Origin of the sequence: Microbispora sp. CA-102843, assembly GCF_050936215.1 — a bacterium.
Taxonomy (GTDB): Bacteria; Actinomycetota; Actinomycetes; order Streptosporangiales; family Streptosporangiaceae; genus Microbispora.
The window spans coordinates 4,630,736-4,652,536 of sequence record NZ_JBNJNF010000001.1; the positions used below are offsets into that span (position 1 = coordinate 4,630,736).

Annotated in this window: 21 protein-coding genes and 2 pseudogenes; 10 read left to right on the forward strand and 13 right to left on the reverse strand. The window is 70.3% G+C overall.

What is annotated here, in order from left to right:
• Window positions 1-7: 7 nt before the first annotated feature.
• Window positions 8-979 (reverse strand): amino acid ABC transporter permease, encoded by a 972-nt coding sequence (locus ACQEVJ_RS21375; protein ID WP_433103632.1) that lies wholly within the window; start codon window positions 977-979, stop codon window positions 8-10.
• Window positions 970-1,854 (reverse strand): ABC transporter substrate-binding protein, encoded by an 885-nt coding sequence (locus ACQEVJ_RS21380; protein WP_433103634.1) that lies wholly within the window; start codon window positions 1,852-1,854, stop codon window positions 970-972. The genes ACQEVJ_RS21375 and ACQEVJ_RS21380 overlap by 10 nt, the downstream gene beginning before the upstream one ends.
• A gap of 170 nt (window positions 1,855-2,024) precedes the next feature.
• Here ACQEVJ_RS21380 and ACQEVJ_RS21385 point away from each other — a divergent pair, with 170 nt between their 5' ends.
• A complete protein-coding gene (locus tag ACQEVJ_RS21385) occupies window positions 2,025-2,612 on the forward strand; it encodes a hypothetical protein (RefSeq protein WP_433103636.1) in 588 nt (195 codons plus the stop codon).
• 35 nt (window positions 2,613-2,647) lie between these two features.
• On the opposite strand, the gene ACQEVJ_RS21390 is transcribed toward ACQEVJ_RS21385, so the two are convergent.
• On the reverse strand, window positions 2,648-4,180 hold the full coding sequence (locus tag ACQEVJ_RS21390; protein WP_433103638.1) for a pentapeptide repeat-containing protein: 1,533 nt from the start codon (window positions 4,178-4,180) through the stop codon (window positions 2,648-2,650).
• Window positions 4,181-4,316: 136 nt separating this feature from the next.
• Between ACQEVJ_RS21390 and ACQEVJ_RS21395 the strand changes: the two genes are divergently transcribed.
• Window positions 4,317-5,180, forward strand: coding sequence for an SDR family oxidoreductase (locus ACQEVJ_RS21395; RefSeq protein ID WP_433103640.1), 864 nt, complete (start codon window positions 4,317-4,319; stop codon window positions 5,178-5,180).
• Window positions 5,181-5,295: 115 nt separating this feature from the next.
• Here ACQEVJ_RS21395 and ACQEVJ_RS21400 read toward each other — a convergent pair whose 3' ends face one another.
• Together ACQEVJ_RS21400 and ACQEVJ_RS21405 are read right to left on the reverse strand one after the other, a co-directional pair.
• A complete protein-coding gene (locus ACQEVJ_RS21400) occupies window positions 5,296-5,496 on the reverse strand; it encodes a DUF3072 domain-containing protein (protein WP_433103642.1) in 201 nt (66 codons plus the stop codon).
• Between the two features lie 61 nt (window positions 5,497-5,557).
• Complete coding sequence (locus ACQEVJ_RS21405; protein WP_433103644.1) at window positions 5,558-6,100, reverse strand: hypothetical protein; 543 nt, start codon at window positions 6,098-6,100, stop codon at window positions 5,558-5,560.
• A 410-nt stretch (window positions 6,101-6,510) separates the two neighbouring features.
• Between ACQEVJ_RS21405 and ACQEVJ_RS21410 the strand changes: the two genes are divergently transcribed.
• Genes ACQEVJ_RS21410 through ACQEVJ_RS21420 form a run of 3 tightly spaced genes read left to right on the forward strand, consistent with a single transcriptional unit; the run spans window position 6,511 to window position 9,250 of the window.
• The gene (locus ACQEVJ_RS21410; RefSeq protein ID WP_433103646.1) at window positions 6,511-7,152 is read left to right on the forward strand and encodes a GOLPH3/VPS74 family protein; all 642 of its coding nucleotides are present in this window, start codon (window positions 6,511-6,513) and stop codon (window positions 7,150-7,152) included.
• Between the two features lie 29 nt (window positions 7,153-7,181).
• The gene (locus ACQEVJ_RS21415; RefSeq protein ID WP_433103648.1) at window positions 7,182-8,654 is read left to right on the forward strand and encodes an APC family permease; all 1,473 of its coding nucleotides are present in this window, start codon (window positions 7,182-7,184) and stop codon (window positions 8,652-8,654) included.
• Entirely contained in the window at window positions 8,651-9,250 is a 600-nt protein-coding gene (locus ACQEVJ_RS21420) for a GNAT family N-acetyltransferase (RefSeq protein ID WP_433103650.1), read from the forward strand. The genes ACQEVJ_RS21415 and ACQEVJ_RS21420 overlap by 4 nt, the downstream gene beginning before the upstream one ends.
• Window positions 9,251-9,289: 39 nt before the next feature.
• On the opposite strand, the gene ACQEVJ_RS21425 is transcribed toward ACQEVJ_RS21420, so the two are convergent.
• From ACQEVJ_RS21425 to ACQEVJ_RS21435, 3 genes are all read right to left on the reverse strand, one after another.
• Complete coding sequence (locus ACQEVJ_RS21425) at window positions 9,290-9,598, reverse strand: winged helix-turn-helix domain-containing protein (protein ID WP_433103652.1); 309 nt, start codon at window positions 9,596-9,598, stop codon at window positions 9,290-9,292.
• A 17-nt stretch (window positions 9,599-9,615) separates the two neighbouring features.
• Window positions 9,616-10,836 (reverse strand): MFS transporter, encoded by a 1,221-nt coding sequence (locus ACQEVJ_RS21430; protein ID WP_433103654.1) that lies wholly within the window; start codon window positions 10,834-10,836, stop codon window positions 9,616-9,618.
• 362 nt (window positions 10,837-11,198) lie between these two features.
• On the reverse strand, window positions 11,199-11,990 hold the full coding sequence (locus tag ACQEVJ_RS21435; protein WP_433103656.1) for a DeoR/GlpR family DNA-binding transcription regulator: 792 nt from the start codon (window positions 11,988-11,990) through the stop codon (window positions 11,199-11,201).
• A gap of 70 nt (window positions 11,991-12,060) precedes the next feature.
• Between ACQEVJ_RS21435 and ACQEVJ_RS21440 the strand changes: the two genes are divergently transcribed.
• On the forward strand, window positions 12,061-13,065 hold the full coding sequence (locus tag ACQEVJ_RS21440) for a helix-turn-helix transcriptional regulator (protein ID WP_433103658.1): 1,005 nt from the start codon (window positions 12,061-12,063) through the stop codon (window positions 13,063-13,065).
• An 87-nt stretch (window positions 13,066-13,152) separates the two neighbouring features.
• Here the strand turns inward: ACQEVJ_RS21440 and ACQEVJ_RS21445 are convergent, their stop codons facing one another.
• On the reverse strand, window positions 13,153-14,130 hold the full coding sequence (locus ACQEVJ_RS21445) for an aldo/keto reductase (RefSeq protein ID WP_433103660.1): 978 nt from the start codon (window positions 14,128-14,130) through the stop codon (window positions 13,153-13,155).
• Between the two features lie 252 nt (window positions 14,131-14,382).
• On the opposite strand from ACQEVJ_RS21445, the pseudogene ACQEVJ_RS21450 reads away from it, so the two are divergent.
• Window positions 14,383-14,631 (forward strand): annotated as a pseudogene (locus tag ACQEVJ_RS21450) (ISL3 family transposase); the annotation flags it as partial.
• A gap of 188 nt (window positions 14,632-14,819) precedes the next feature.
• Here ACQEVJ_RS21450 and ACQEVJ_RS21455 read toward each other — a convergent pair.
• Window positions 14,820-15,485 (reverse strand): TetR/AcrR family transcriptional regulator, encoded by a 666-nt coding sequence (locus tag ACQEVJ_RS21455; RefSeq protein WP_433112872.1) that lies wholly within the window; start codon window positions 15,483-15,485, stop codon window positions 14,820-14,822.
• Between the two features lie 81 nt (window positions 15,486-15,566).
• Here ACQEVJ_RS21455 and ACQEVJ_RS21460 point away from each other — a divergent pair, with 81 nt between their 5' ends.
• The gene (locus ACQEVJ_RS21460) at window positions 15,567-16,715 is read left to right on the forward strand and encodes an FAD-dependent oxidoreductase (protein WP_433112875.1); all 1,149 of its coding nucleotides are present in this window, start codon (window positions 15,567-15,569) and stop codon (window positions 16,713-16,715) included.
• A gap of 39 nt (window positions 16,716-16,754) precedes the next feature.
• Here the strand turns inward: ACQEVJ_RS21460 and ACQEVJ_RS21465 are convergent.
• Window positions 16,755-17,101 (reverse strand): annotated as a pseudogene (locus ACQEVJ_RS21465) (transposase); the annotation flags it as partial.
• Window positions 17,102-17,162: 61 nt separating this feature from the next.
• Complete coding sequence (locus ACQEVJ_RS21470; protein ID WP_433103662.1) at window positions 17,163-17,621, reverse strand: winged helix-turn-helix transcriptional regulator; 459 nt, start codon at window positions 17,619-17,621, stop codon at window positions 17,163-17,165.
• 84 nt (window positions 17,622-17,705) lie between these two features.
• Between ACQEVJ_RS21470 and ACQEVJ_RS21475 the strand changes: the two genes are divergently transcribed.
• Window positions 17,706-18,965, forward strand: a complete 1,260-nt coding sequence (locus ACQEVJ_RS21475; protein ID WP_433103664.1) for an MFS transporter — start codon at window positions 17,706-17,708, stop codon at window positions 18,963-18,965.
• Here the strand turns inward: ACQEVJ_RS21475 and ACQEVJ_RS21480 are convergent.
• Entirely contained in the window at window positions 18,951-20,438 is a 1,488-nt protein-coding gene (locus ACQEVJ_RS21480; protein ID WP_433103666.1) for a nitrilase-related carbon-nitrogen hydrolase, read from the reverse strand. The two genes, ACQEVJ_RS21475 and ACQEVJ_RS21480, sit on opposite strands and share 15 nt — an antisense overlap.
• A gap of 229 nt (window positions 20,439-20,667) precedes the next feature.
• Between ACQEVJ_RS21480 and ACQEVJ_RS21485 the strand changes: the two genes are divergently transcribed.
• On the forward strand, window positions 20,668-21,801 hold the full coding sequence (locus ACQEVJ_RS21485; protein WP_433103668.1) for a sensor histidine kinase: 1,134 nt from the start codon (window positions 20,668-20,670) through the stop codon (window positions 21,799-21,801).

Below are 21,801 nucleotides of genomic sequence, written 5' to 3' on the forward strand. Positions count from 1 at the left end.
TGCGCGTTCACGAGGTCTCCTTCGACGACAGGGACTCCTTGGACGGCGGGGACTCCTTGGACGGCAGGGGCTCCTTGGACGGCAGAGGCGACAGGTTGCGGCGGACCCGGGAGGACAGCCGCACGTGGCCGCGCTCGAACCGCTTCTCGATGAAGTGCTGCCCGATGCTCGCGATCGTGGTGAGCACGACGTACCAGATCGAGGCGACCACGAGCATCGCGATGACCTCGAAGTTGCCGAGGTAGATGCGCTGCGCCACGGTCAGCAGCTCGGCCCCGGCGATCACGGAGACCATCGAGGTGGTCTTCAGCATCGAGATGAACTGGTTGCCGGTCGGCGGGATGATCACCCGCATGGCCTGCGGCAGCACCACGCGGCGCAGCACCTGCCGGTGCGACATGCCGAGCGACTCCGCCGCCTCCCGCTGGCCCGGGTCGACCGAGCGGATGCCCGCGCGGACGATCTCCGCCATGTACGCGCCCTCGTTGATGGCCAGGCCGAGCAGCGCCGCGGTGAACGGCGTGATGACCGAGTTCGCCTGCCACTCGATCAGCTTGGGCCCACCGAACGGCACGCCGATCGCGAAGGTCGGGAAGACCAGCCCGATGTTGAACCAGAAGATCAGCTGCACCAGCAGCGGCGTGCCGCGGAAGAACCACGTGTAGAGCGCGGAGGTGCCGCGCAGCACCGGGTTGTCCGACAGCTGCATGACGGCGGCGAGCACGCCCAGCGCCAGGCCGATGGCCATGGACAGCACGGTGAGCTGGATCGTGACCCACAGACCGCCGAGGATCCTGCCGTCGGCCAGGTAGTCGACGATGACGTCCCAGTGCAGGTTCTCGTTGACGATGATCGTGTAGGCCAGCCAGGCCAGGAAGAGGAGGGCGACGGCCGCCCCCAGCCACCGGCCGGGCCGTACGGGGCGCACGGCCTCGATCGGCAGCTCGACGCCGGCCGCCTTCTCCCCGGTCACTTCCACGGCTGGGTGTTGACCAGGACGCCGTCGACGGCGTTGGCCGTCACGCCGTACTTGTCCAGCACGGACGTGTAGCCGCCGTCGGCCTGGAGCTCCTCCATCGCCTTGGCGATCGCGTCGCGCAGCGCCGTCTTGCGCTTGTCGATGGCGATGCCCCACGGGCCGGCCTCGTACTGCTCGGGCAGCACGTCGTACTTGCCGGTGTCCTTGGCGTACATGACGGCGACGGGGTAGTCCACGATCGTGGCGACCGCGCGCCCGGAGTCGATCGAGAGCAGGCCGGTGGGCGCGTCCTCGCTCTGCATGATCTTCATCTTCGTGGCGCACTTCTCGTTCTGCTTCTCGCCGATGGCGAGGTTGGAGCTGCCCTTGGCCAGCACCACCGTGCGGCCGCACAGGTCATCGAGGGTCTTGATGCCGTCCGGGTTGCCCTTCTTCACCATGATGGCGCCACCGGCGTTGAAGTAGTCGATGAAGTCGACCGCCGCGCGCCGCTCCTCGGTGTCGCTCATCGAGGACATCACGATGTCCCAGCGCCCGCCCTGAAGGCCGGGGATGAGCCCGTCGAAGGCCGCGTTGGTGATCGAGAACTTCAGCCCGAGCTTGGCCGCGATGGCGGCGCCGAGGTCGGGGTCGACACCGGTGAGCTCCTGGGTGCCCTCCTTGTACATCTCCATCGGGGGGTAGCCCTCCGACGTGGCGACCCGCAGCGTGCCCGTCTTGCGCACGTCCTCGGGGACCAGGTCCTTCGCGGTCTTGCCCGTCGTCGCCGCCGCGTTCTCGCCCGCGGCGGTCCCCGACGACGAACGCCCGCAGCCGCCGGCGAGCGCCGACACGACCAGCGCGCCGACTATGGCCACATATAGGCGCTTTGTCATGGAACCTCCTGTTTTGCGAACGATTGAGCTTATGCTGGCGACGGGAGGTAACGGGCGTAACAGTCGTGAACGCTTGTGGTCCTCAGCGTCGAAGATTTCGATGCTCGTGGGTGGAGTGCGGCGCAGCCGGATCCAAGCGACCCGCAAGTTGTGATCGTTAGGTTCGGAGCATGAGGACGAGATCTTTCGCTCTGGCCGCTTGCTCCGCCGTCGCCATGCTGGCCGTTCCCGTCTCCGCCTCGGCCGCGGCGCAGACGTCGCAGGCCTCGGCCCTGCCGGCACGAGGGACCACCACACTCTCCTTCCGCGGCCTGAACCTGCGGATCCCGTCCGCGTGGAAGGTGCGCCGCTACGCGGACACGGTCAGGGTGATCACGGGCCGGTGCACCGACCCCGAGTACTTCTACGGCGACTGCAGGGGCTTCTGGCTGGTGGGCCCGAAGACGCTGGGCTACTGGGGCTACACGGGGAAGACCCAGTACATTCCCACGCTCTCCCAGCCGTCGTGCCCCCTCGGAGGAGTCACTCCCGTGGTGTTCGGAGACCGGGCCGGTTCGAGAGGGCTGCGGCAGGTCGGGCGGGGGCACACGGCCAGGTACGTGACCTGGCCCGACTACTGTGAACCGCAGGGCAGTTCGGGGCGGAACGTGAGGTTCACGCAGCGGGAGTGGTTCCTGCCGACCTCGAAGATCCTGGTGGCGGACGTGTGGGACCACAAGGAACTGTCCGGCGTGCTCAAGAACGCCACCTGGAGCTGATCGGGGGGCCCGCCTCGTCCCGGTGTCCCTGTTCCTCAGCCCCCGAACTCGTGCGCCGGGCGGGAGAAGGACGCCACGGGCCGTACGACCGCGACCCGGGCACGCTCAACGGAGGGCTTGCCCACCGGGCGCGCCCCGGCGGCCCAGCACACCGCACCCGCGGCGACCGCCGCCACCAGCGCGAGCCATCCGAGGGCCCGCCCCGCGCGCAGGCCGTACCCGCAGGCGAGCCAGTACAGCGACAGCAGCAGCCTGATCCGGCCGCGCGGGCTGCCCAGCCGCCGCATCTCCATCGCGCCGAACGCGAAGTCGGCCGCCACACGTGCGTCGTCGACGCCCGGCCGCAGCCGCTCGTACAGAACCGCGAGGCGCGCCGGTTCTGGCGCCCGCTCTCCGTCCGGACCTGCGGGGTGCTCGTCCGCACCGTGCGCCGGCCATCCCCGCCACAGGTGCTCGTCGGCGATGACCCGGCGGCGGCTCCACCACCGTACGGGCGGCCATCCCAGGCGCAGCCCGAAACCGCCGGGGGGCGCGGCGAACACGCACTCCCGCAGTCGCAGGCCCTCGGGGCGGCGCAGCCCGCCGAGGCCGCATCCCCGCAGGTCCGCCCCGGTCAGCGTGAGCGCGCTCGCGTCGAGGCCGTCGAGCGAGGTCACGCGCAGCCGGCCGGAGCGCCGGGTGACGGCGGACAGCCCGGCGAGCGTCGCGTCACGCAGGTCGACCTCGGCGTCGGACAGCCGCGCGGCGAGCCGCCCGAGGACGGCCGCCGAGCGCAGCACCACCCGGCACCCGCCGGTGTCGATGTGCAACGGCGCGCAGGCCCGTACGCCCGCGAGCGACAGGCGCCGCACGATTCTCATCGGTCCGAGGTAGGCCGCACCCTCGAAGCGGGCGCCCTGGAACTCGGCGCTCGCCCCGCAGTCCGAGCCGCGGAAGGAGACGGCCCGGTGGAACCGGGCGCCGCGGAAGCCGGCGTCCCCGTGGAAGACGGCCCCGTCGAACGCGGCGAACCCGTGAAACTGTGCTCTCTGGAACGACACGTTCCCTGAGCCCTCGGAGGGTAGGGCGCCGAACCGTGCCGCGCCGAACAGGGCGTCGCCGCGCACCGTGATGTGGTCGAACGCGGCGTGGCCGCACACCCGCGCGTCGTGCAGGGAGAACTCGCGCAGGAACCGGGCCTCGCGGAAGGAGACGTTGCGGAGGAACCGGGCGCCGTAGAACGAGGCGAGACGGTCGAACCTGGCGTGCTCGAAGGTCGCGTCACCGGCGAAGACGACCTCGCCGAAACGGGCCGGGCCGGTGAAGACCGCGCGGTCGAACCTCGCCCTGCCCAGGTGGCGCTCGACGCCGTCGAGGACCCGCGCGAGCAGGTCCTCCGACAGGACGGTGCCGCGCAGGTCGAGGGCCCGGCCGGGCGTCAGGCCCCGCAGGAACCCGGCCGCCTCGGCCGGCGTGAGATGCGCCAGGCACCTGCCGTACGGCTCGTGGGCGACGCCGATGCACTCGGGCACGGCGTCACACGTTCTCCAGACCACGTCGAGCGGAGTGATCCGCGACCGGGGTGTCATGGCAACGTCATACCCGATGTCCCGTCTCGGAACGTTAAAGCGTGATGGATAGGTAACAGTGTGTATCCGTCGGGCGATCGCCGCAGGGCGTCGCCGGCGACCGTTTGCCCTGGACAGGCAGGGGTACCCGACGTGCATGTCTGAGCAGCCGAACTCCACACCGCCGCCGCAGACGCAGCCGTACCCCGGCCGGACGGGCGAGATGACGCCCCAGCCCAGGGACGAGATGCGCGACTACACCGGCCGCGACCTGCTGGCGGGCACGCGTGCCCTCGTCACCGGCGGCGACTCCGGCATCGGGCGGGCCGTCGCCGTGGCGTTCGCCAAGGAGGGGGCGGACGTCGCGATCGCGTACCTGACCGAGCACGAGGACGCCGAGCACACCAGGAAGCTGGTGGAGCAGGAGGGCCGCCGCTGTCTGATCATCCCGGGCGACCTCGCCGATCCCCGCCACTGCGAGGAGGTCGTGGAACGCACGGTCCGCGAACTCGGCGGGATCGACGTGCTCGTGAACAACGTGGCCACGCAGGCCCCGGTGCAGTCGTTGGAAGAGCTGTCGAACGAGCAGTGGGAGCGCACCTTCGCGGTCAACATCCACAGCTACTTCTGGGTGACCAAGGCCGCGCTGCGGCACATGCCCGAGGGCGGCTCGATCGTCAACACCTCGTCGATCAACGGGCTGCGCGGCAACAAGACCCTGATCGACTACTCCGCGACCAAGGGCGCGATCAACGCGTTCACCTACTCGATGGCCCAGGTGCTGGTCGAACGGGGGATCAGGATCAACGCCGTGGCCCCCGGGCCGGTCTGGACACCGCTTATCCCGTCCACGTTCCCGGAGGAGAAAGTGGACAAGTTCGGCCAGCAGGCGCCGATGGGCCGGCCGGCCGACCCGGACGAGATCGCTCCCTCGTACGTGTTCTTCGCCGCCAACCGGCTGTCGTCGTACTACACGGGCGAGGTCCTCGCCCCCATCGGCGGCGAGACGCTGCCCGGGTGACGGCGCCGGTCGACGTCACGGGTCGGCGTCACGGGTTCTATGTCGCCGGTTCTATGTCGCCGGTTCTATGTCACAGGGCCGCCCGAGGTCGTCCCGGGCGGCCCTTGGGCTCCGTTCACCCGTTCTCGTTCAGGCGGCGGCTCTTGTCCTGCAGCTCGTCGATCAGCTTGGAGGCCTCGGCCTTGCTGAGCCCTTCCGGCACGTCCCGCCCGGCTTCCCTGGCGAGCGTGCGCAGGTAGGACTCCTGCGGCGCGGTCATCGGTTCGTCCCCGGTCGCCCACTCCTCGGGGTCCTTCTCCACAGGTCCTCGGTCCATGACTCCTCCATCGTCGAACTGCCGTTCGCTCTACCCGTCGTCGTGGTCCGTAACCTGGGTCTCACCGTGCCGCGGGGTGGCGTATGTACCGGGCCCGGGTGAGCTCGGAGTCGCTCAGCTCCTCCCGTCGCCGCCGCAGCATCCGCGCGGCCAGCACGCCGCCCGTGGCGCATCCGGCGGCCAGCGCCGCCGCCGCGGCGAACACCGAGCCGGCGCGCGTCGACGGAGGCTCCGGCCGTACGGCGCGGGCCCGCCAGGCGCGCAGCCACATCGCCTCGGCCGCCGCGTCGAGAAGATAGGTGGGCCGGATGCGGCCCGTGGGCACGTAGACCAGGTCGACGGCGAGCAGCGTCGCCGCCGTGGCCATGCCGAGACGGCGCGCGTGGTCGGCGCCGCCGGGAGTGGACGCGGCGCGGATCTGCGTCCATCCGATCCCCACGAGCAGCCCGGCGACGGTGCGCTCCAGCCACCGGTCGGTCTTCGGGCCGAACACCTTCTCGAAGCTCGGCAGGTGCAGGAGCGGCCACAGTCCGCCCGCGATGTTGAAGAGCCCGTGGGCGCGGGCCAGGGCCGCCGCGCCCCTGTCGTCGTCCTGGGTGGTCATAGGCCGACGATGCCCGGCCGCAAAACGGACAAACCGCGCTCGGTTCAGCGGGAAGGTCGCGGGTAGGCGCACATGGAGCAGCGATGGGGGAGGTCGCCATGCCCGGAAATTTTAAGATTCGGCCACTGGGGGGAGCGGCGGGCTGCCTCCTGATGATCGTCATCTCGGTCGTCGCGTCGATCCTGCTCACGATCCTGGCCAACATGCTCCGATGACACGCCCGGCGAGCTCCTCCACCGTGCCGGCGTCGGCGCCATTCGCCCATGGTGACCATCCGTGAGACGGACTGTAATTGCATTAGCCGAAAAGTATGTTCCGGTTGGCACAATTCTCGTATTCCCCATGGAGAACGTCTGGCCGCGATTTTGCGCGATGACAGATGGATCATTCCGCCTATATCATCGCCGACCGTGGCTGAAAGCGATCTTTCGAGCCCGTCCCTTGTCGATGATCTGTACTTTGTCCTGCACGACAATGTGACGGGTCATCCGTTGCTTCATTCCCGGCTCACGGGGCTGGCGCTGGCCGGCGGGGTCCTCGCCGAACTGATGCTCGCCGAACGGGTGGCGCTCGACTTCGCGTCGAACCCGGAACGCCTCTACGCGACGGTCCGGGAGGCCGCCGGCGACCCGCTCACCCGCGCGGTGCTCGGGCACGTCATCGCCGAGCCGAACCACCCGGTCGGCACGTGGCTCCTCTTCTTCGGCCGCACGATCTACGCCGACGTCACCGCCAGGATGATCGCCGCGGAGCTGCTCAAGCCGCCGGTCAGGCACCTGCTGAAGCAGCAGCCCGCCGCCCCTGCGGACATGAACAGGGCCGCGTGGCCGCTCGCCCGCCTGAACCTCGCCGTGCAGCGGCGCAAGCCGCCCGTAATCGGGGACTGCGTCCTGCTGGGGCTCCTGGTCGCGGCCGGCTGCGCCCAGCGGATCCTGTCCGAGCACGATCCCCGGTTCGTGGCCGCCACGACAGCCATGCTCCCCGTACCCCTGCGGAGCCTCATCGCCCAGACCAAGGTCGCCGTCGGCCAGGCGGTCATCAGCCGCCGGTGACCTCCAACCCCCCTCACACGGAGTTCCAGGTGTCCCTCACACAGCAACGGCCCAGCGCCGTCACCGCCGCACTGGCCGAGGACCGGCTCGGCGTGCCGTCCATCGTGTTCTTCGTCATCTCCGCGGCGGCGCCGCTGATGGTCGTCGCGGGTTCGGTCCCGACGGCGTACACGGTGACGGGCGTCATCGGCGTACCGTTCGCATTCCTGATGCTGGGCGCTATTTTCGCGCTATTCGCCGTCGGATACGTGACGATGGCCAGGCATGTGGTGAACGCGGGTGCTTTTTATGCCTATGCCGCCCAGGGCCTCGGCCGGACACAGGGAGTCGCGACCGCATGGGTGGCGCTGCTGGCGTACAACGCGTTACAGCTCGGCCTCTACGGAATCATCGGATCGGCGGCCGAGCCGCTGCTCGTCGACTGGTTCGGCGGCTCGCCCCCGTGGTGGGTGATCGCGCTCGTGGCCTGGGTGCTGACCGGCGTGCTCGGCCTGCTGCGGGTGGACGTCAACGGAAAGATCCTGTCCGTCCTGCTGGTCAGTGAGATCGCCATCGTGCTGCTGTTCGACCTCGGCGACGTGACCCACGCCGCCCCGGGCGGTCTCACCTTCGAGGGCTTCACCCCCGGCGCGCTGTTCGTGCCCGGTGTGGGCGCCGCGCTCGCCACCGTCGTCGCGGGGTTCGCCGGCATCGAGTCGTCGGTGGTCTTCGCCGAGGAGTCCAAGGACCGCCACAGGACCGTGCCCATCGCCACCTACGTGGGCATCGCGATCATCGCCTTGCTGTACTCGTTCTCCGCCTGGGCGCAGACGGTGCCGACCGGGCCGGACGGGATCGTCAAGGCCGCCTCGGAGCAGGGGACCGAGCTCATCTTCAACCAGGCCGCCGCCAACCTGGGCTCCGCGATCTCGACGATCGGCTCGGTGCTGTTCGTGACCAGCAGCATCGCCTGCATGATCGCCTTCCACAACACCACGGCCCGCTACATCTTCGCCCTGGGCCGGGAGAACGTCCTGCCCTCGATCTTCGGCCGCACCTCGGCCCGCACCGCCGCTCCGATCGCCGGGTCGCTGCTGCAGACGGTGCTCGGGCTGATCGTGATCATCGTCTACGCGATCTCCGGCCTCGACCCGGTCACCAAGATGTTCTTCATCTTCGGCACCTTCGGCGGTCTCGGGCTCCTGACCCTGCTCACCGTCACCTCGATCGCGGTGATCGTGTTCTTCGCCCGTGATTCGCGGGGGGAGACGACCTGGCGCACCCGCATAGCCCCGGCCCTGGCGATCCTGGCGCTCTGCGCGATCATCGGCCTCACGCTGATCAACTTCGACACGGTCCTCGGGGTCGAGCCCGACTCGGTCCTCCGCTGGATCCTGCCCGGCATCTTCGTCGTCGCGATCGTCTTCGGCCTCATCTGGGGCCGGGTGCTGAAGTCGATCCGGCCCGATGTGTACGCCAACATCGGCATGGGCGCCCAGGCCCTCAACGGAGGCGTCAAGTGACGGCCGAGATCACCCGGATGACGGACGCGGACGCGGCCGGCGGACTCATCGCCGACACCTTCCACACCGACGAGATCACCAGCTGGCTCATCCCGCGGGTGGAAGACCGGCTGCCGATGCAGCGGCGGTTCTTCACGATGTGGGCCGGGCACGCGCTGGAGCACGGAGACGTCTACGGCATCCACGAGTCGGGCGAGCTGGCCGGTGTGGCGGTCTGGTTCGCCGCGCCGTTCCCCGAGATCCCCGGAGAGCAGGAGGCGATCACGTCCTTCGCGGGGGACAACGCCGAACGCTACGGCGTCCTGGGGCAACTGATGGAGAAGCTCCACCCCCAGGAGCCGCACCACTATCTGGCGTTCATCGCGCTGGAACGGGGGAGGACCGGCCGCGGCCTGGGCAGCCTGCTGCTGGAGGAGCATCACCGCAGGCTCGACGCCGAGGGGATCGCGGCCTATCTGGAGGCGAGCAGCGAGGCGAGCCGGCGGCTCTATCTCCGCCACGGCTACGTCGACATGCCCGAGCTGCTCCGGCTGCCCGGCGGCCCGGTCATGTATCCCATGTGGCGTGAGCCCCGCTCGTCCGCGCAGGCCGGATAGCCGTACCGGTGGGGGATGACGGGACGGCGGGCTGACCGCTCAGCCGCCGCCCGTCTCCTCGGCCCGGGTGGACACGTACGCCCCCTGCCCCTCGATCGTGTACACGAGGCCCTCGCCGCTGAGCACCTCGACGGCGCGGTGTACGTCATTGGGGGTGAACCCGTGCTCATGCACGAGGAGATCCTCGGACGGCAGGGGGCGGTCGGGCTCGATCCGGCCGCGCACTATCTCCTCGCGAAGCATCGCCGCGAGCCGTCGGTACGCGGGGACCGGTTCCTCGGGATCGTTGGTGACGGCCACGCCCCACCAGTGCCCGGCCCCGCCCGATCCAACCCTTGGCTCACGCACCGTACAAGGCGCACGCCTCAGTCGCGGGCGGGCTCGGCGTGGCGGTCGGTCGCGGGTTCCGGACGGGGCGAGCGCATCGCCCGGGCGGTGAACGCCACGAACAACGCGAGCACGGCGGGCACCAGCAGCGCGTGCGGAAGGGTGACGGCCTCGGCCAGGCCGCCGATGACGACGGGACCGGCGAGGAAACCGGTGTAGCCGAGACTCCCCACGGCGGCGAGCGCGCGGCCCGCCTGGGCCGGGTCGCGGTGCCCGGCGGCCGAGAACACCTGCGGGATGATGCACGACAGGCCCGCGCCGAACAGACCGAATCCGACGACCCCGGCAACCGGTTCGCCCACGACGATCCCGGCCGCGAGACCGGCCCCGGCGAGACCTCCGCAGCAACGCACCAGCGTGACCGGCCCCAGCCAGGCGGCGAGGCGGTCCCCGGCGAACCGGCCGGCCGTCATCATGATCGAGAACGCGGCGTACGCGGCCGCGGCGAAGCCGGGGGATGAGCCCAGGTTGTCGCGCAGGTAGACCGAGCCCCAGTCGGCCGCGGCGCCTTCGCCGATCATGCAGCAGAACGCGAGGACGCCGAGGAGCAGCACACCACTGCCGAAGCGCCGGCGCGCGGGTCCGGCCTCGGGGGAGCCCGTCTGCGCCGCCTCTCGCGCCGGGTCGTCGCGGATCGCCCAGCGGGCGCTCAGCAGGGCGATGACCAGGATCGCCGCGCCCATCGCCGCGAAGGTGACGCCAGGGCTTATCCCGGCGTGGGCGAACATGCCGCCGGCGGACGCCCCCGCGAACCCTCCGACGCTGAACACCGCGTGGAAGGACGACATCATCGATTTCCCGGACGCCCGCTCCACCACCACGGCGTTGGCGTTCATCGCGACGTCGAGCGTGCCGTTGACCGCGCCGAACGCGAACAGGGAGAGCGCGAGCGCCGGCAGGCTCGGCATGTAGGCGGGAATCACGAGGACGAGGCCCTGGGCGATGGCCACCGGCAGCATGGTCCGGTAGCTGCCGTAGCGGTCCACCAACCTGCCGACGACCTGCATGCCGGTGATGGCGCCTGCCGCGATGCCGAGCAGTCCCAGGCTGAGCGCGCCGTCGCTCAGCTGAAGGCCCGCCTTGATGGCAGGGATCCGGCTCGTCCACGTGCCGATGGCCATGCCGGCCAGGAGGAACAGTCCGTAGACGGCCACGCGACCGCGGAGAAGCGCCGGGCGGGCGGGGGCGGACAGAGCCATGTGGTGCTCCTCAAGGGGCTGGGAGATTCCTACCGGAAGGTTCGTCTGTGTCGTCGCGGATGCAGTCGTGATCGCGGGTGTGGTAACGGGAGGCGGCCATCGGCGTGCGTCTGCGGAGGTCCGCTTGTGCGGGGATCGGGCCGTCGGTTGGAGCCGTGCGAACGGTCAAGGAGGTGTTCGTGCTTCCCGGGCGGGGAAGCGGCGACCGCCGAGGGGAGCCCGAGGGCGGGGGCTCGGGAGGACTCGGGGGCGTATTCCCACCTCGCGTATTCGCCCGATCCAGGTCCGACGCGGGTGCGATCCCTGGGGGTCGGCATCCCACGACCCGGGACGACGCCGGTTCCACGGGGGAGAGGCGGTGCTCAGGTGACGGGGGCGGAGGCGGAGGCGGAGGCGGAGACCGTGCGAACGGTGACGCCGGCGGCGGCGAGTGCGTCGTGCTGGTCCCGGGGGATGTTCTCGTCGGTGACGACCACGTCGAGCCGGTCGAGCCCGCAGACCGCGCCGAACGCGGTGCGGGTGAACTTACCCGAGTCGCACGCGACGACGACGCGGCGGGCCGAGGCGATCGCGGCCTGCTTGATGGCCACCTCGGGCAGGTCGTGCGCGGTCAGACCGTGTTCGGCCGACAGGCCGCAGCAGCCGATCACCGCGGTGTCGAACCGGAGAGCCTTGATCGACGTCTCGGTGAGAGGCCCCACGAAGTTCATCTCCCCGTGCCGCACCTCCCCGCCCGGCAGGACGAGGCGGATGCGGGGTGCGCTCGCCAGTTCCTGCGTCGCCTGCAGCGCCAGCGGCAGGATGGTCAGGCGGCGCTCGCGCACGGCCCGGGCGACTTCGAGCGCGGTCGTGCCGCCGTCGAGCAGCACGGCCTCGCCGTCGGCCAGCAGGCCGGCGACCTCGGCGCCGATGTGGCGCTTGGCGTCGACCGCCTCCCGCTCGCGCACACCGAAGGGCGGCTCCTCGCCGCGCAGCAGCAGGCTCAGGGCGCCGCCGCGGACGCGCCGGACCACCCCCTGCTGGGCGAGTTCGTCCAGGTCACGCCGGATGGTCATCTCCGAGACGCCGTACGCCAGCGCCAGTTCGGCCACGGAGACGCTGTCGGACGTACGCAGCGCGTTCATGATGCCGCGGATCCGGTCGGCACTTTCCATGTGTGCATTTGAACACAGTGATTGTGCGAAAGCAAATAAATCTACTTTGTAAAGGTGGCAGACTGGTCGCATGCGCGCGAGCCGGTTGCTGTCCCTGCTGCTCCTGCTGCAGACGCGCGGCAGGATGACCGCCACGGAGATCGCCGAAGAGCTGGAGGTGTCGATACGCACCGTCTACAGGGACGTCGAGGCCCTGTCGGCCGCCGGCGTGCCCGTCTACGCCGACCGCGGGCCGCTGGGCGGATACCGGCTGCTCGACGGCTACCGTACCCGCCTGAACGGGCTCACCGTGGAGGAGGCGTCATCCCTGTTCCTGGCCGGCCTGCCGGGCCCGGCCGCCGAACTCGGGCTCGCCGACTTCGCCGCGGCGGCGGAGCTGAAGCTGCTGGCCGCGCTGCCGCCCGAGCCGCGTTCCCACGCGGCCAGAATGCGGGAGAGGTTCCACCTCGACGTGCCGGGCTGGTATCGCGGCGCCGACGAGGCGCCGTTCCTCATGGAGGTCTCCGAGGCGGTGTGGGAGGAGCGGATGCTCCGGCTGCGCTATCGCCGGTGGGGACCGGCCGAGGTGGAGCGGCTGGTCCATCCCTACGGGCTGGTTCTCAAGGGTGGTTCCTGGTATCTGGCCGCAGCCTGCTCGGGCACGGTGCGGACCTACCGTGTGAGCCGGATCATCGAGGCCGAGGTGCTGTCCGAGCGCTTCGAACGGCCCCCGGACTTCGATCTCGCCGATTTCTGGCGCGGCTTCGCCGCGGAGTTCGCCTCACGCATGTACACGGCCGAGGCGGTGGTACGGCTCGCGCCGGGCGCGGAGGACCTGCTCCGATACACCCTCGGGGGAGACGTCGTCGACAAGGCGCTGGCCGACGGACAGCCGGAGCCCGGCGGCTGGACCCGGCTGACGCTGCCGATCGAGTCCCTCACGCACGCCCGGTGGCTGTTCCTGCGCATGGGCGTACTCGTCGAGGTGCTGGAGCCGGCGGAGCTCCGCGCGCTGATGGCCGAAGCCGCCGCAGACCTGTCCCAGATGTACGGCACGGCCCAGAAGGGCGAGCCCGATACCGCCCACGGAAGCTGAAGCGGGCGGCCCGGCCCCCGGCGCGTCCGATGAATCGGATCCGCGTCCGCTGGCGCGACATCCTGCGCGTGGCGGGATCTTCCGATGTCAGCGCTCGATCACCCGCATCTGCTCCTCGTTGTGGTCCGCACCGGCGGCCGGGGGCAGGTTGTCGAGCGTGGCGAGCTGCTCGGCGGTCAGCCGAACGTCGTCGGCGGCGATGTTCTCCTCCACGCGGGCGACCCGCTTGGTGCCGGGGATCGGGGCGATGTGCTCGCCCTTGGCCAGCACCCAGGCCAGCGCCACCTGCGCCGGTGTGACGCCGGCCTCGGCGGCGACGGCCCGCACCTCGTCGGCCAGCGCCAGGTTGCGCTGGAAGTTCTCGCCCATGAAGCGCGGGCTGGTCGTGCGCCAGTCGCCGTCGTCGAACTCCTCCGGGGAGCGGATCGCGCCGGTCAGGAAGCCGTGCCCGAGCGGCGAATAGGGGACGAAGCCGATGCCCAGCTCGCGCAGCACCGGCAGCACCCGCTCCTCCACGTCACGGGTCCACAGCGAGTACTCCGACTGCACAGCGGTGACCGGGTGCACGGCGTGGGCGCGGCGGATCGTCTCCGGCCCGGCCTCCGACAGGCCGATGTGGCGGACCTTGCCTTCGGCAACCAGCTCGGCCAGGGTGCCGACGGTCTCCTCGATGGGCGTGTCCGGGTCGACCCGGTGCTGGTAGTACAGGTCGATGTAGTCGGTGCCGAGCCGCTTGAGCGAGCCCTCGACGGCGGTGCGGATGCCGACCGGGCTGCTGTCGAGGCGGCCCGGGCCACGGCCGGTGTGGGAGATCATGCCGAACTTGGTCGCGATCACGACCTCGTCCCGGCGGCCCTTCAGCGCCGTGCCGACGAGTTCCTCGTTGACGTACGGGCCGTAGACCTCGGCCGTGTCGAGGAACGTGACGCCCAGCTCCAGCGCCCGGTGGATGGTGCGGATGGACTCGGCGTCGTCGCTGCCGGCGCCGGTGTAGCCGAAGGACATCCCCATCGTGCCCAGGCCGATGCGGGAGACGTCCAGATCTGCCAGCGTGGTGTGCTTCATGGTCACCTCTTCGGGACGAGTTCGATGGTCGCGGCTCGGGAGCCGGGCTTGACGGCCACCGATGTTTCGCCTGTTCACGCACCATCTAATGCGCCTGTGCGGTCACGCGGCAGGACCTGCTGTTACAGGTAATGACAGAACCCCCCAGCTGCGTTTACCGCTCCACCATGTCGGTGGCGGCGGCGATCAGGTCTGGTCCGTCGCGGATTCGGTGATCCGGTCGAGGGTGGCTTGTCCGCGGGCGACTTCCGTGAGCCCGAGGCCCTGCGCCGCGCGCCACGCTACCGGCCGACCCTCGTCGATCCTTACCGCGAACACCTGCGGGAGCGGCGCGCCGCCGACCCGGCCGTCCCGGTCCTCCAGCTGTTCCGTCAGATCAAGGAACTCGGGTACACGCGCAGCCTCAACCTGCTCTACCGCTACACCACTCAAGGCCGGGCCGAGAGCGATCGGCCCGTCATCACACCACGCCGTCTTGCTCGGCCTCTGCTCACCGCCCCGGCAGACTGCGTGAGGCCGGGCGGGGTTCGACCTCCTGCGCCACCGCATCCTCCTGCACTGAAGATCACTGAGCGCCGCCACCGATTACGGGACAGACCCGATCACACGGGACAGACCCGTTCACTGGACAGGCCCCTTGAAGGCCCGATGGTCGCCGGGCGGGGGTGCGGGTGGTCCTCCGACGCTGCTCAGAGGACGGTTGCGATGCCGGCCAGGATGAGGTCGATGCCGACCAGGAACTGCGTGCGGTCGTCGTGCTCGGGCAGTTGTGTCGCCACCTGGCGCATGATCGGGTACTTGTCGGGGTCGAGTTGCGCCCACCGTGCGGCGATATCTTCGAGTGCGGCCGACCGGTCGTGCGGGTTGAGGCGGGCGTGGGCGGCGTTCTGTCCGGCGACGCCGAGAATGTAGTTCCCGAGCGCGGATCCGCAGTCGAACTGTGCGCGCTGGGGGACACCAAGCGCCTGGAGGTGCCTGCCGAGGCTTTCGGCGATCTGCAGGAACGCGGGTTGCCAAGGCTCGCGCGAGAGCTGGGAGCCCGCCCAGGGGTGGGAGTCGGTCGCGTCGAACACTGCGAGGGCGGTGGCCCGGATCGCCTCCCTCGGGTCGGCGACGCTGACCACGTCGGTCATGGCACTGGCGATGACGTCGTCGGTGGCCGCCGCGAGCAGTTCGTTCATGTTGGCGACGTGGTGATAGATCGCCCCGGTCCCTGTCGCCAGGCGGGCCGTGAGCGCGCGGATGGTCAGGGCGCTCTCACCGCCGGCGTCGAGGATCTCGATCGCCACCTCGACGATCCGCTCCCTCGACAGCGCGTCCGCGCGCCGTTCTCCTCGTTTCGTCCTGGTCGCCATGAGCTCCATCATGCCAGCGTTTGGAGCGCTGCTCCAAGGTGGATATGTTGGAGCAGCGCTCCAAGTGAGTCTGAGAGGAACATGATGACGACACCAGTCACGATCATCGGTGCGGGCCTTGGTGGCCTCACCCTCGCCCGCGTTCTGCATGTCAACGGCATCCCCGCGACGGTCTATGAGGCCGATTCCTCTGCGGAGGCCCGCACGCAGGGCGGCCAGCTCGACATCCACGACTACAACGGGCAGCTCGCGCTCGAGGCGGCCGGCCTGATGGAGGAGTTCCGCGCGATCATCCATGAGGGCGGCGCGGCTTCTCGCGTGCTCGACTCCCGCGGAACGGTACTGGCCGAAATGCCTGACGACGGCATGCACGGGCGTCCGGAGGTGCTCCGCGGCGACCTGCGCCGGATTCTGCTCGACTCCTTGCCTGCTGAGACTGTCCAGTGGGGACGCAAGGTCACCGGTGCCCGGCCTCTGGGCGACGGCCTGCATGAGGTGACCTTCGCCGAGGGACCGGCCGTGACCACCGGCCTCCTGGTCGGCGCCGACGGCGCCTGGTCGAGGATCAGGCCGCTGCTGTCCGACGCCAAGCCCCGCTACACCGGCACCTCCTCCATCGAGACCTTCCTGTACGACGCCGACGAGCGGCACCCAGCGGCGGCCAAGGCGGTCGGCGGCGGCGCGATGTACGCCCTGTCTCCCGGAAAGGGGATCATCGCGCACCGTGAGGCGGGCAACATCCTGCACACGTACTTCGAGCTGCACTGCCCTGAGGAGTGGCTGGCCGGCATCGACTTCAGCGACGCCGCCGCCGCGGTAGTCCAGATCGCGACCGAGCTCCGTGGATGGGCGCCAGAGCTCACCGCTCTGATCACCGACAGCGACACCGCACCGGTCCCGCGCCCGATCTACACCCTCCCCGACGGGCACCGATGGGACCGCACCCCCGGCGTGACACTCCTCGGCGACGCCGCACACCTGATGCCGCCGTCCGGCGAGGGCGCGAACCTGGCGATGCTCGACGGCGCCGAACTCGCCAAGGCGATCGCCGCCAACCCCGGCGACATCGAAGTGGCACTCACCACCTACGAACAGGGTCTCTTCCCGCGCAGCGACGCCGCATACGCCGATGCGAACGAGACCGTCGACCTCTTCCTCGGCGACCAGACACCGTTCAAAATCGCCAACCTCTTCACCGTCGCCCCCAACGCGCCACACGAGGAAGGATGAACACCAGCGGGACTGTACAAACATGGAGGACCGGGACGGCCGGGTCGGCGGCGCGCGGCGCAGGGCCTCGGGCTCACAGGTGCGGGCGTAGCGCTTGACGGTGTTCAGGGACAGATTGAGACGGTGGGCGCACTCCAGCAGGCCAACGCCCTTGTCCAGCAGGTCGTGGATCTGCTGCCAGCGCTCGCGGGTGATCTGCTCCCGGGCACCGGCGGGCCGGGTTGACCATGGCCCAGCAGGAGCTGTGGGAGCGGACCCCGGCGACGTTTTGTCGCAGAGGTAGTTCGAAGGTGCCACCTGTCGCTGACCTGCGTCGCGTCGGGCAACGCCCTGCGGATCGCCTCGCCGTAGGCACCCGACCCGTCCCGGCAACAGATCTCCACTCCGGAGACAGACCCAGAACAACTGGTTCTTACAGTCCTGCGGCCTCGGGATCGGGCCGGGACATCAGCGACCCTTTCGCACGGAGGTTGTGTCGATGTCGGCGGGGTTGCCGCTTGAGCCTCTCGGCTGAAGCTCCGGAAGCGGGAGACCAAGTTCGTCGACGAGGACGGAGTGGGTCTCGTCGGGGGCGAAAGCATGACGTTCGCCCCACTGGCGCAGGGCCACGATGACGGCAAATAGGTCACGCCCGGCAGGGGTGAGTGCGTAGAGCTGCCGCTTGCCCGATGGTGCGGTTTGCCGGTCGAGGATGCCTCGCTCGACCAGCCGGCGGAGCCGGTCGGTGAGGATGTTGCGCGCGATGCCGGTGCGCTGCTGGAAGTCGGTGAACGATCGCGCGCCGTCCATGGCGTCGCGGACGATGAGCAGGCTCCAACGGTCACCGATCATGTCGAGGGTCCGCGCTACTGGGCAGGTCGGGTCGGTCCAGGTCACATCCTCGGCACTGATCGCGGTCTGAGTCATCACACCTCCCGAAGGGTTGCTGATTGAAACCATTCTGCCGTAGCTTGAATAAGTTGCAATTTGCTACTTATTGAGGGGGAATGGATGGGCCTGACCATTGGCCGAAGGACGTTGTTCGCTGCGGTCTGCGCGGTCGCCGTCGCGAGCATCTACGCCGCGCAGCCGGTTCTCGCCCAGATCAGAAGCGATCTGGGCGTACCGGATGCTCGCCTGGGATGGATCGTCGCTGCCGGGCAGCTCGGCTATCTGGCAGGACTGGCCGTTCTCGTCCCGCTGGGCGACGTGATCGATCGGCGCAAGCTCATGGTGGGGCACCTTCTGCTGACCGCGGTGGGTGCGGTGCTGGCCGCGACAGCCACTCGGACCTGGGTGCTGCTTGTCGGGCTGGTGGTCGCGGGCCTGTTCGCGGTAGTCGTACAAACGACGGTCGCCTACGCCGCTGCCCTGTCCACGCCCGAGGAACGCGGCCGCAACCTCGGCGTGGTGACCTCCGGTGTCGTCATCGGCATTCTCGGAGCACGTGTTGCGGCCGGCGCGCTGGCCGCGGTGTGGGGCTGGCGCAGCGTGTACGTCGCGCTCGCCATGCTCCTGGTGACGCTGGCGTGCCTCGTCCTGAGAACGCTGCCAACGGACACGCGCGCCGACCACGCCACGTATCGACAGGTGCTGACGTCGCTTGGCGGACTGTTCCGCGAGCGCCTGTTCATCTCGCGCGGCCTGATCGCGTTCTTCCTGTTCGCCTCGTTCGGCACGCTGTGGAGCGGCCTGACGCTACCGCTCGCGGCCGCGCCCTGGCATCTGAGCACGGCGCAGATCGGCCTGTTCGGCCTTGCCGGCTTGGCCGGCGCTCTCGGCGCCGGCCGGGCGGGACGCTGGGCCGACGCCGGATTCGCGAGCGCCGTCACCGGCGGGGCGCTCGTCCTCCTCACCGCCTCATGGCTGGCCATCGGGCAAGCGTTGTGGTCGCTGTGGCTCGTCGTCATCGGCGTGGTCGTGCTCGATTTCGCCGTCCAAGCCGTGCATGTGAGCAACCAGCACTTGCTCACCATGACCCACTCGCACCACACCAGCAGCGTCGTCGGCGGCTACATGATCTTCTACTCCCTCGGCTCCGCCTTCGGCGCCACCACCACGACCACCGTGTTCGCCCGCGCCGATTGGACCGGCTCCAGCATCCTCGGCGCAGCCTTCGCAGCCTGCGCACTCGTGATCTGGGCATTCAGCCGCCGCGCGGCGACCGACCCGCACCTGCCTCTGAACGACCAGCAGAAAACGAGCCGCCATGACCTCCCGGATTCGATACCGGCGGACACCGCCCCGCCCGGCCGCCTACCGCGGCATTGAGTGATCCGGCTCGGCGGCGTGTGCGGTCGGCGCACGCCGGGCGCCTGCCGCACCCCAGGTGCGGGCCAGGGATGAGAGTGCGAGCAACAGCAGGAGCGCGCAGGCCCAGGCGAACCAGTCGCCGAACCTTGTGTAGGGCGTGTTGGCCGAGCGGGTGGGCAGCATGGTGAGGGCGGACACGAACGGCGCGTCCGCGCTGTGCGCCTCGGTCCGGATCCGGCCGTTGGCGTCGCTCACGACCAGGTCGCCGTCCCGCGCCGCGCGCGCCACGGTGAGCCCGGTCTCGACGCCCCGGGTGACCGCCATCCTGCCGTGCAGCCAGCGGTCCCGGTCGAAGTCCCAGGCGGGCACGAAGATCGTCGTGGCGCCGCTCCTGCGGTAGTCGCGCACCAGGCCGGGCAGGTCCAGGTCGAAACAGATCGCGATCCCCCAGCGGGAGCCCGAACCGGGCACGAAGGCCTTACGGTTCCCGGGTTGGAAGTCGCTTTCCAGTCCGGGAATGAGGTGGTGCTTGAAGTACTCGACCGGCCGGCTCCCGTCGGCGGGGAAGTCGATAGCCGCGTTGCGGAGGCTACCGGACCGCTTGAGGACCAGCCCGACGATGATGTCGACGTGGTGGTCGGCGGCGAGCCGCGCCAGCGGCGCCGCCAGGACGGGCAGCGTCGCGTCGTCGGCGCTGAAGACCTTCTCCGGCATGACCACGACCCGCGCGCCGCGTGCGGCGAGGCCCGGGATCCGCGCCGTGTACCGCTCGAGGAGGGCACGTCCCTCCGCCGAGGCGACCGGGACCCAGCCGTCCCGGTCGGTGGCGAGCAGCGCCACCTTCTCCGAGCCCTGACCGTACGGCGCGTGCAGCCGCCAGGCGCCGTACCCCACCGCCAGGGCCAGGATGATCGCGGCAGTGACCGCCACCCGCAGCCGCCCGGCCGCCCCCGGTGCGAAGAACGCGGCGGCGGCCGCGGGAACCCCGAGGACCAGGAAGGTGATTCCCCACGGTCCGGTGACCGAGACGGTCTGAAGGACCGGAAGGACGTCGGCCTGGGTGTAGGCCAGGCTCCACCATGCCCCGTTCGGTGACAGCACCGAGAACGCGTACTCGACGGCGACCCAGGCCGCCGGCACGACGGCGGCGGCCGTCAGCGGACGTCCCCTCAGCATCAGCGCCCGTGACAACAGGACGACCAGCCCGAACAGCAGGGCCGACCCGACGATCACCGACACGACCATCGGCGGCGGGATCCGCACCGTGTCAAGGAAATAGCCCCACATCGTCGTCTCACCGCCGAGCCACGCGGCCGACGCCGCGAGGAACGCGGCGCGAGCGCCGACATGGTGAGCGAGGACGAGCACCGGCAGCGGTGCGAGCCAGGTGAGCCAGGGCACCGGCGTGAGCCCGGTGCCGAAATGGAACAGCGTCGCCGACAGCGCCGTGGCGGCGAGCACCACGGCCAGACGCCGAATCGGTGAATTCATCGGGCAGCCTCCTTCTCCAGCCGCCCCGACCCTCCAGGCTCCGGCCTGGACGCACATCACCGGTGGGAGCGATCCGGGTACCAGTCGCAGGGACCGGGACCGCTCGGAGAGTCGTGGCACCGGGTTTCGCTCGAAGGAGTGAGACGGTCATCAGCCGAGCGGTGGAGGCGACGGCGGGGGCCGCGCGCATAGTCTTGCCGGGTTCCCTCTGACAACCCCGGAGCCGGTCATGCGGGCGAGCATCCTCAGTTCATCAAGGGCCGACGTCGCGATCACCGCGGTCGTCACCGTGATGACGGTGACGCCCGTCCTCGTCCCGCACCGGCAGCCGTGGTGGGCCGTGGCGCTCGCCGTCCTGATGTCGGTGCCTGTGCTGTGGCGGCGCCGCGCCATTCTCCCCGTCGGGGTGGTCGTGGGCTGCGCCACGACGATCCTGGCGATCGCGGCGAAGTCGCTGCCATACTCCGCGACTCTGGTGCTGCTGCTGCCATACGGCGTGCTCGTGTGCACCTACACGTTCGCGGCGGCGGATCTCTCCCGGGCGCGGCGGGCCGGGGGCATCGCGGGTCTCGCCGCAGGCGTGGCCGTGTCGCTCATCGTCCCGCACGAGGATCTGGAGACCTACCGTTACCTCCTCACCGCGATCGTCGCCGCGTACGCCGTAGGCGCCGGTGCACGGGCCCAGCGGGCCGGCCGGGACGCCGAACGGGAGCGCGAAGCTCGCATCCGCGAGGAACGCGCCGCCGCGGTCGCACGCGAACGCACCCGGATCGCCCGCGACATGCACGACATCGTGACCCACTCGGTCGGCCTCATGGTGATCCAGGCGGAGACCGGCCCGCTGGTGGTGCGCGATCACCCGGAGAAGGCCGAGGCGGTCTTCGAGGCGATCGCAGCGGCCGGGCGGGACGCGATCGGCCAGCTCCGCCTGATCCTCGGCGCGCTGCGGGGAAGCGAGGCACCCGGTGGTCCGGCTCCGGCCCGGGGGCCGCAGCCCGGGCTCGACGCCCTGCCCGGCCTGCTGGACAACGCCCGCCGGGCAGGCCTGGACGTCTCCGCCGACGTGCGTGGCGAGCCACGGCGGCTTCCCTCCGACGTGGACATAGCCGCGTACCGGATCATCCAGGAGGCGCTGACCAACACGATCCGGCATGCTGGGGCGAGCACCGTCCGCGTAGGGCTCCGCTGGTCTGGTGACGCCCTGGACGTCGAGGTCGCCGACGATGGCCGGGGCGGGCGGGAGCTACGGGAAGGACACGGCATGATCGGGATGCGGGAGCGGGTCACGGCCTGCGGCGGCCGGCTTGCCGTCCGGCCGGGGAACCCGGGTCTCACCGTCGCCGCGACCCTGCCGATCGGCTGA

What these genes read in the sequence shown, in the direction of transcription:
- ACQEVJ_RS21430 (WP_433103654.1), bottom strand. Translation starts at nt 10,836, where the DNA reads ATGGCTCTGTCCGCCCCCGCCCGCCCGGCGCTTCTCCGCGGTCGCGTG.
- ACQEVJ_RS21460 (WP_433112875.1), top strand. Translation starts at nt 15,567, where the DNA reads ATGATGACGACACCAGTCACGATCATCGGTGCGGGCCTTGGTGGCCTC.
- ACQEVJ_RS21405 (WP_433103644.1), bottom strand. Translation starts at nt 6,100, where the DNA reads ATGACCACCCAGGACGACGACAGGGGCGCGGCGGCCCTGGCCCGCGCC.
- ACQEVJ_RS21400 (WP_433103642.1), bottom strand. Translation starts at nt 5,496, where the DNA reads ATGGACCGAGGACCTGTGGAGAAGGACCCCGAGGAGTGGGCGACCGGG.
- ACQEVJ_RS21455 (WP_433112872.1), bottom strand. Translation starts at nt 15,485, where the DNA reads ATGGCGACCAGGACGAAACGAGGAGAACGGCGCGCGGACGCGCTGTCG.
- ACQEVJ_RS21470 (WP_433103662.1), bottom strand. Translation starts at nt 17,621, where the DNA reads ATGACTCAGACCGCGATCAGTGCCGAGGATGTGACCTGGACCGACCCG.
- ACQEVJ_RS21485 (WP_433103668.1), top strand. Translation starts at nt 20,668, where the DNA reads ATGCGGGCGAGCATCCTCAGTTCATCAAGGGCCGACGTCGCGATCACC.
- ACQEVJ_RS21395 (WP_433103640.1), top strand. Translation starts at nt 4,317, where the DNA reads ATGTCTGAGCAGCCGAACTCCACACCGCCGCCGCAGACGCAGCCGTAC.
- ACQEVJ_RS21440 (WP_433103658.1), top strand. Translation starts at nt 12,061, where the DNA reads ATGCGCGCGAGCCGGTTGCTGTCCCTGCTGCTCCTGCTGCAGACGCGC.
- ACQEVJ_RS21390 (WP_433103638.1), bottom strand. Translation starts at nt 4,180, where the DNA reads ATGACACCCCGGTCGCGGATCACTCCGCTCGACGTGGTCTGGAGAACG.
- ACQEVJ_RS21475 (WP_433103664.1), top strand. Translation starts at nt 17,706, where the DNA reads ATGGGCCTGACCATTGGCCGAAGGACGTTGTTCGCTGCGGTCTGCGCG.
- ACQEVJ_RS21380 (WP_433103634.1), bottom strand. Translation starts at nt 1,854, where the DNA reads ATGACAAAGCGCCTATATGTGGCCATAGTCGGCGCGCTGGTCGTGTCG.
- ACQEVJ_RS21445 (WP_433103660.1), bottom strand. Translation starts at nt 14,130, where the DNA reads ATGAAGCACACCACGCTGGCAGATCTGGACGTCTCCCGCATCGGCCTG.
- ACQEVJ_RS21435 (WP_433103656.1), bottom strand. Translation starts at nt 11,990, where the DNA reads ATGGAAAGTGCCGACCGGATCCGCGGCATCATGAACGCGCTGCGTACG.
- ACQEVJ_RS21480 (WP_433103666.1), bottom strand. Translation starts at nt 20,438, where the DNA reads ATGAATTCACCGATTCGGCGTCTGGCCGTGGTGCTCGCCGCCACGGCG.
- ACQEVJ_RS21385 (WP_433103636.1), top strand. Translation starts at nt 2,025, where the DNA reads ATGAGGACGAGATCTTTCGCTCTGGCCGCTTGCTCCGCCGTCGCCATG.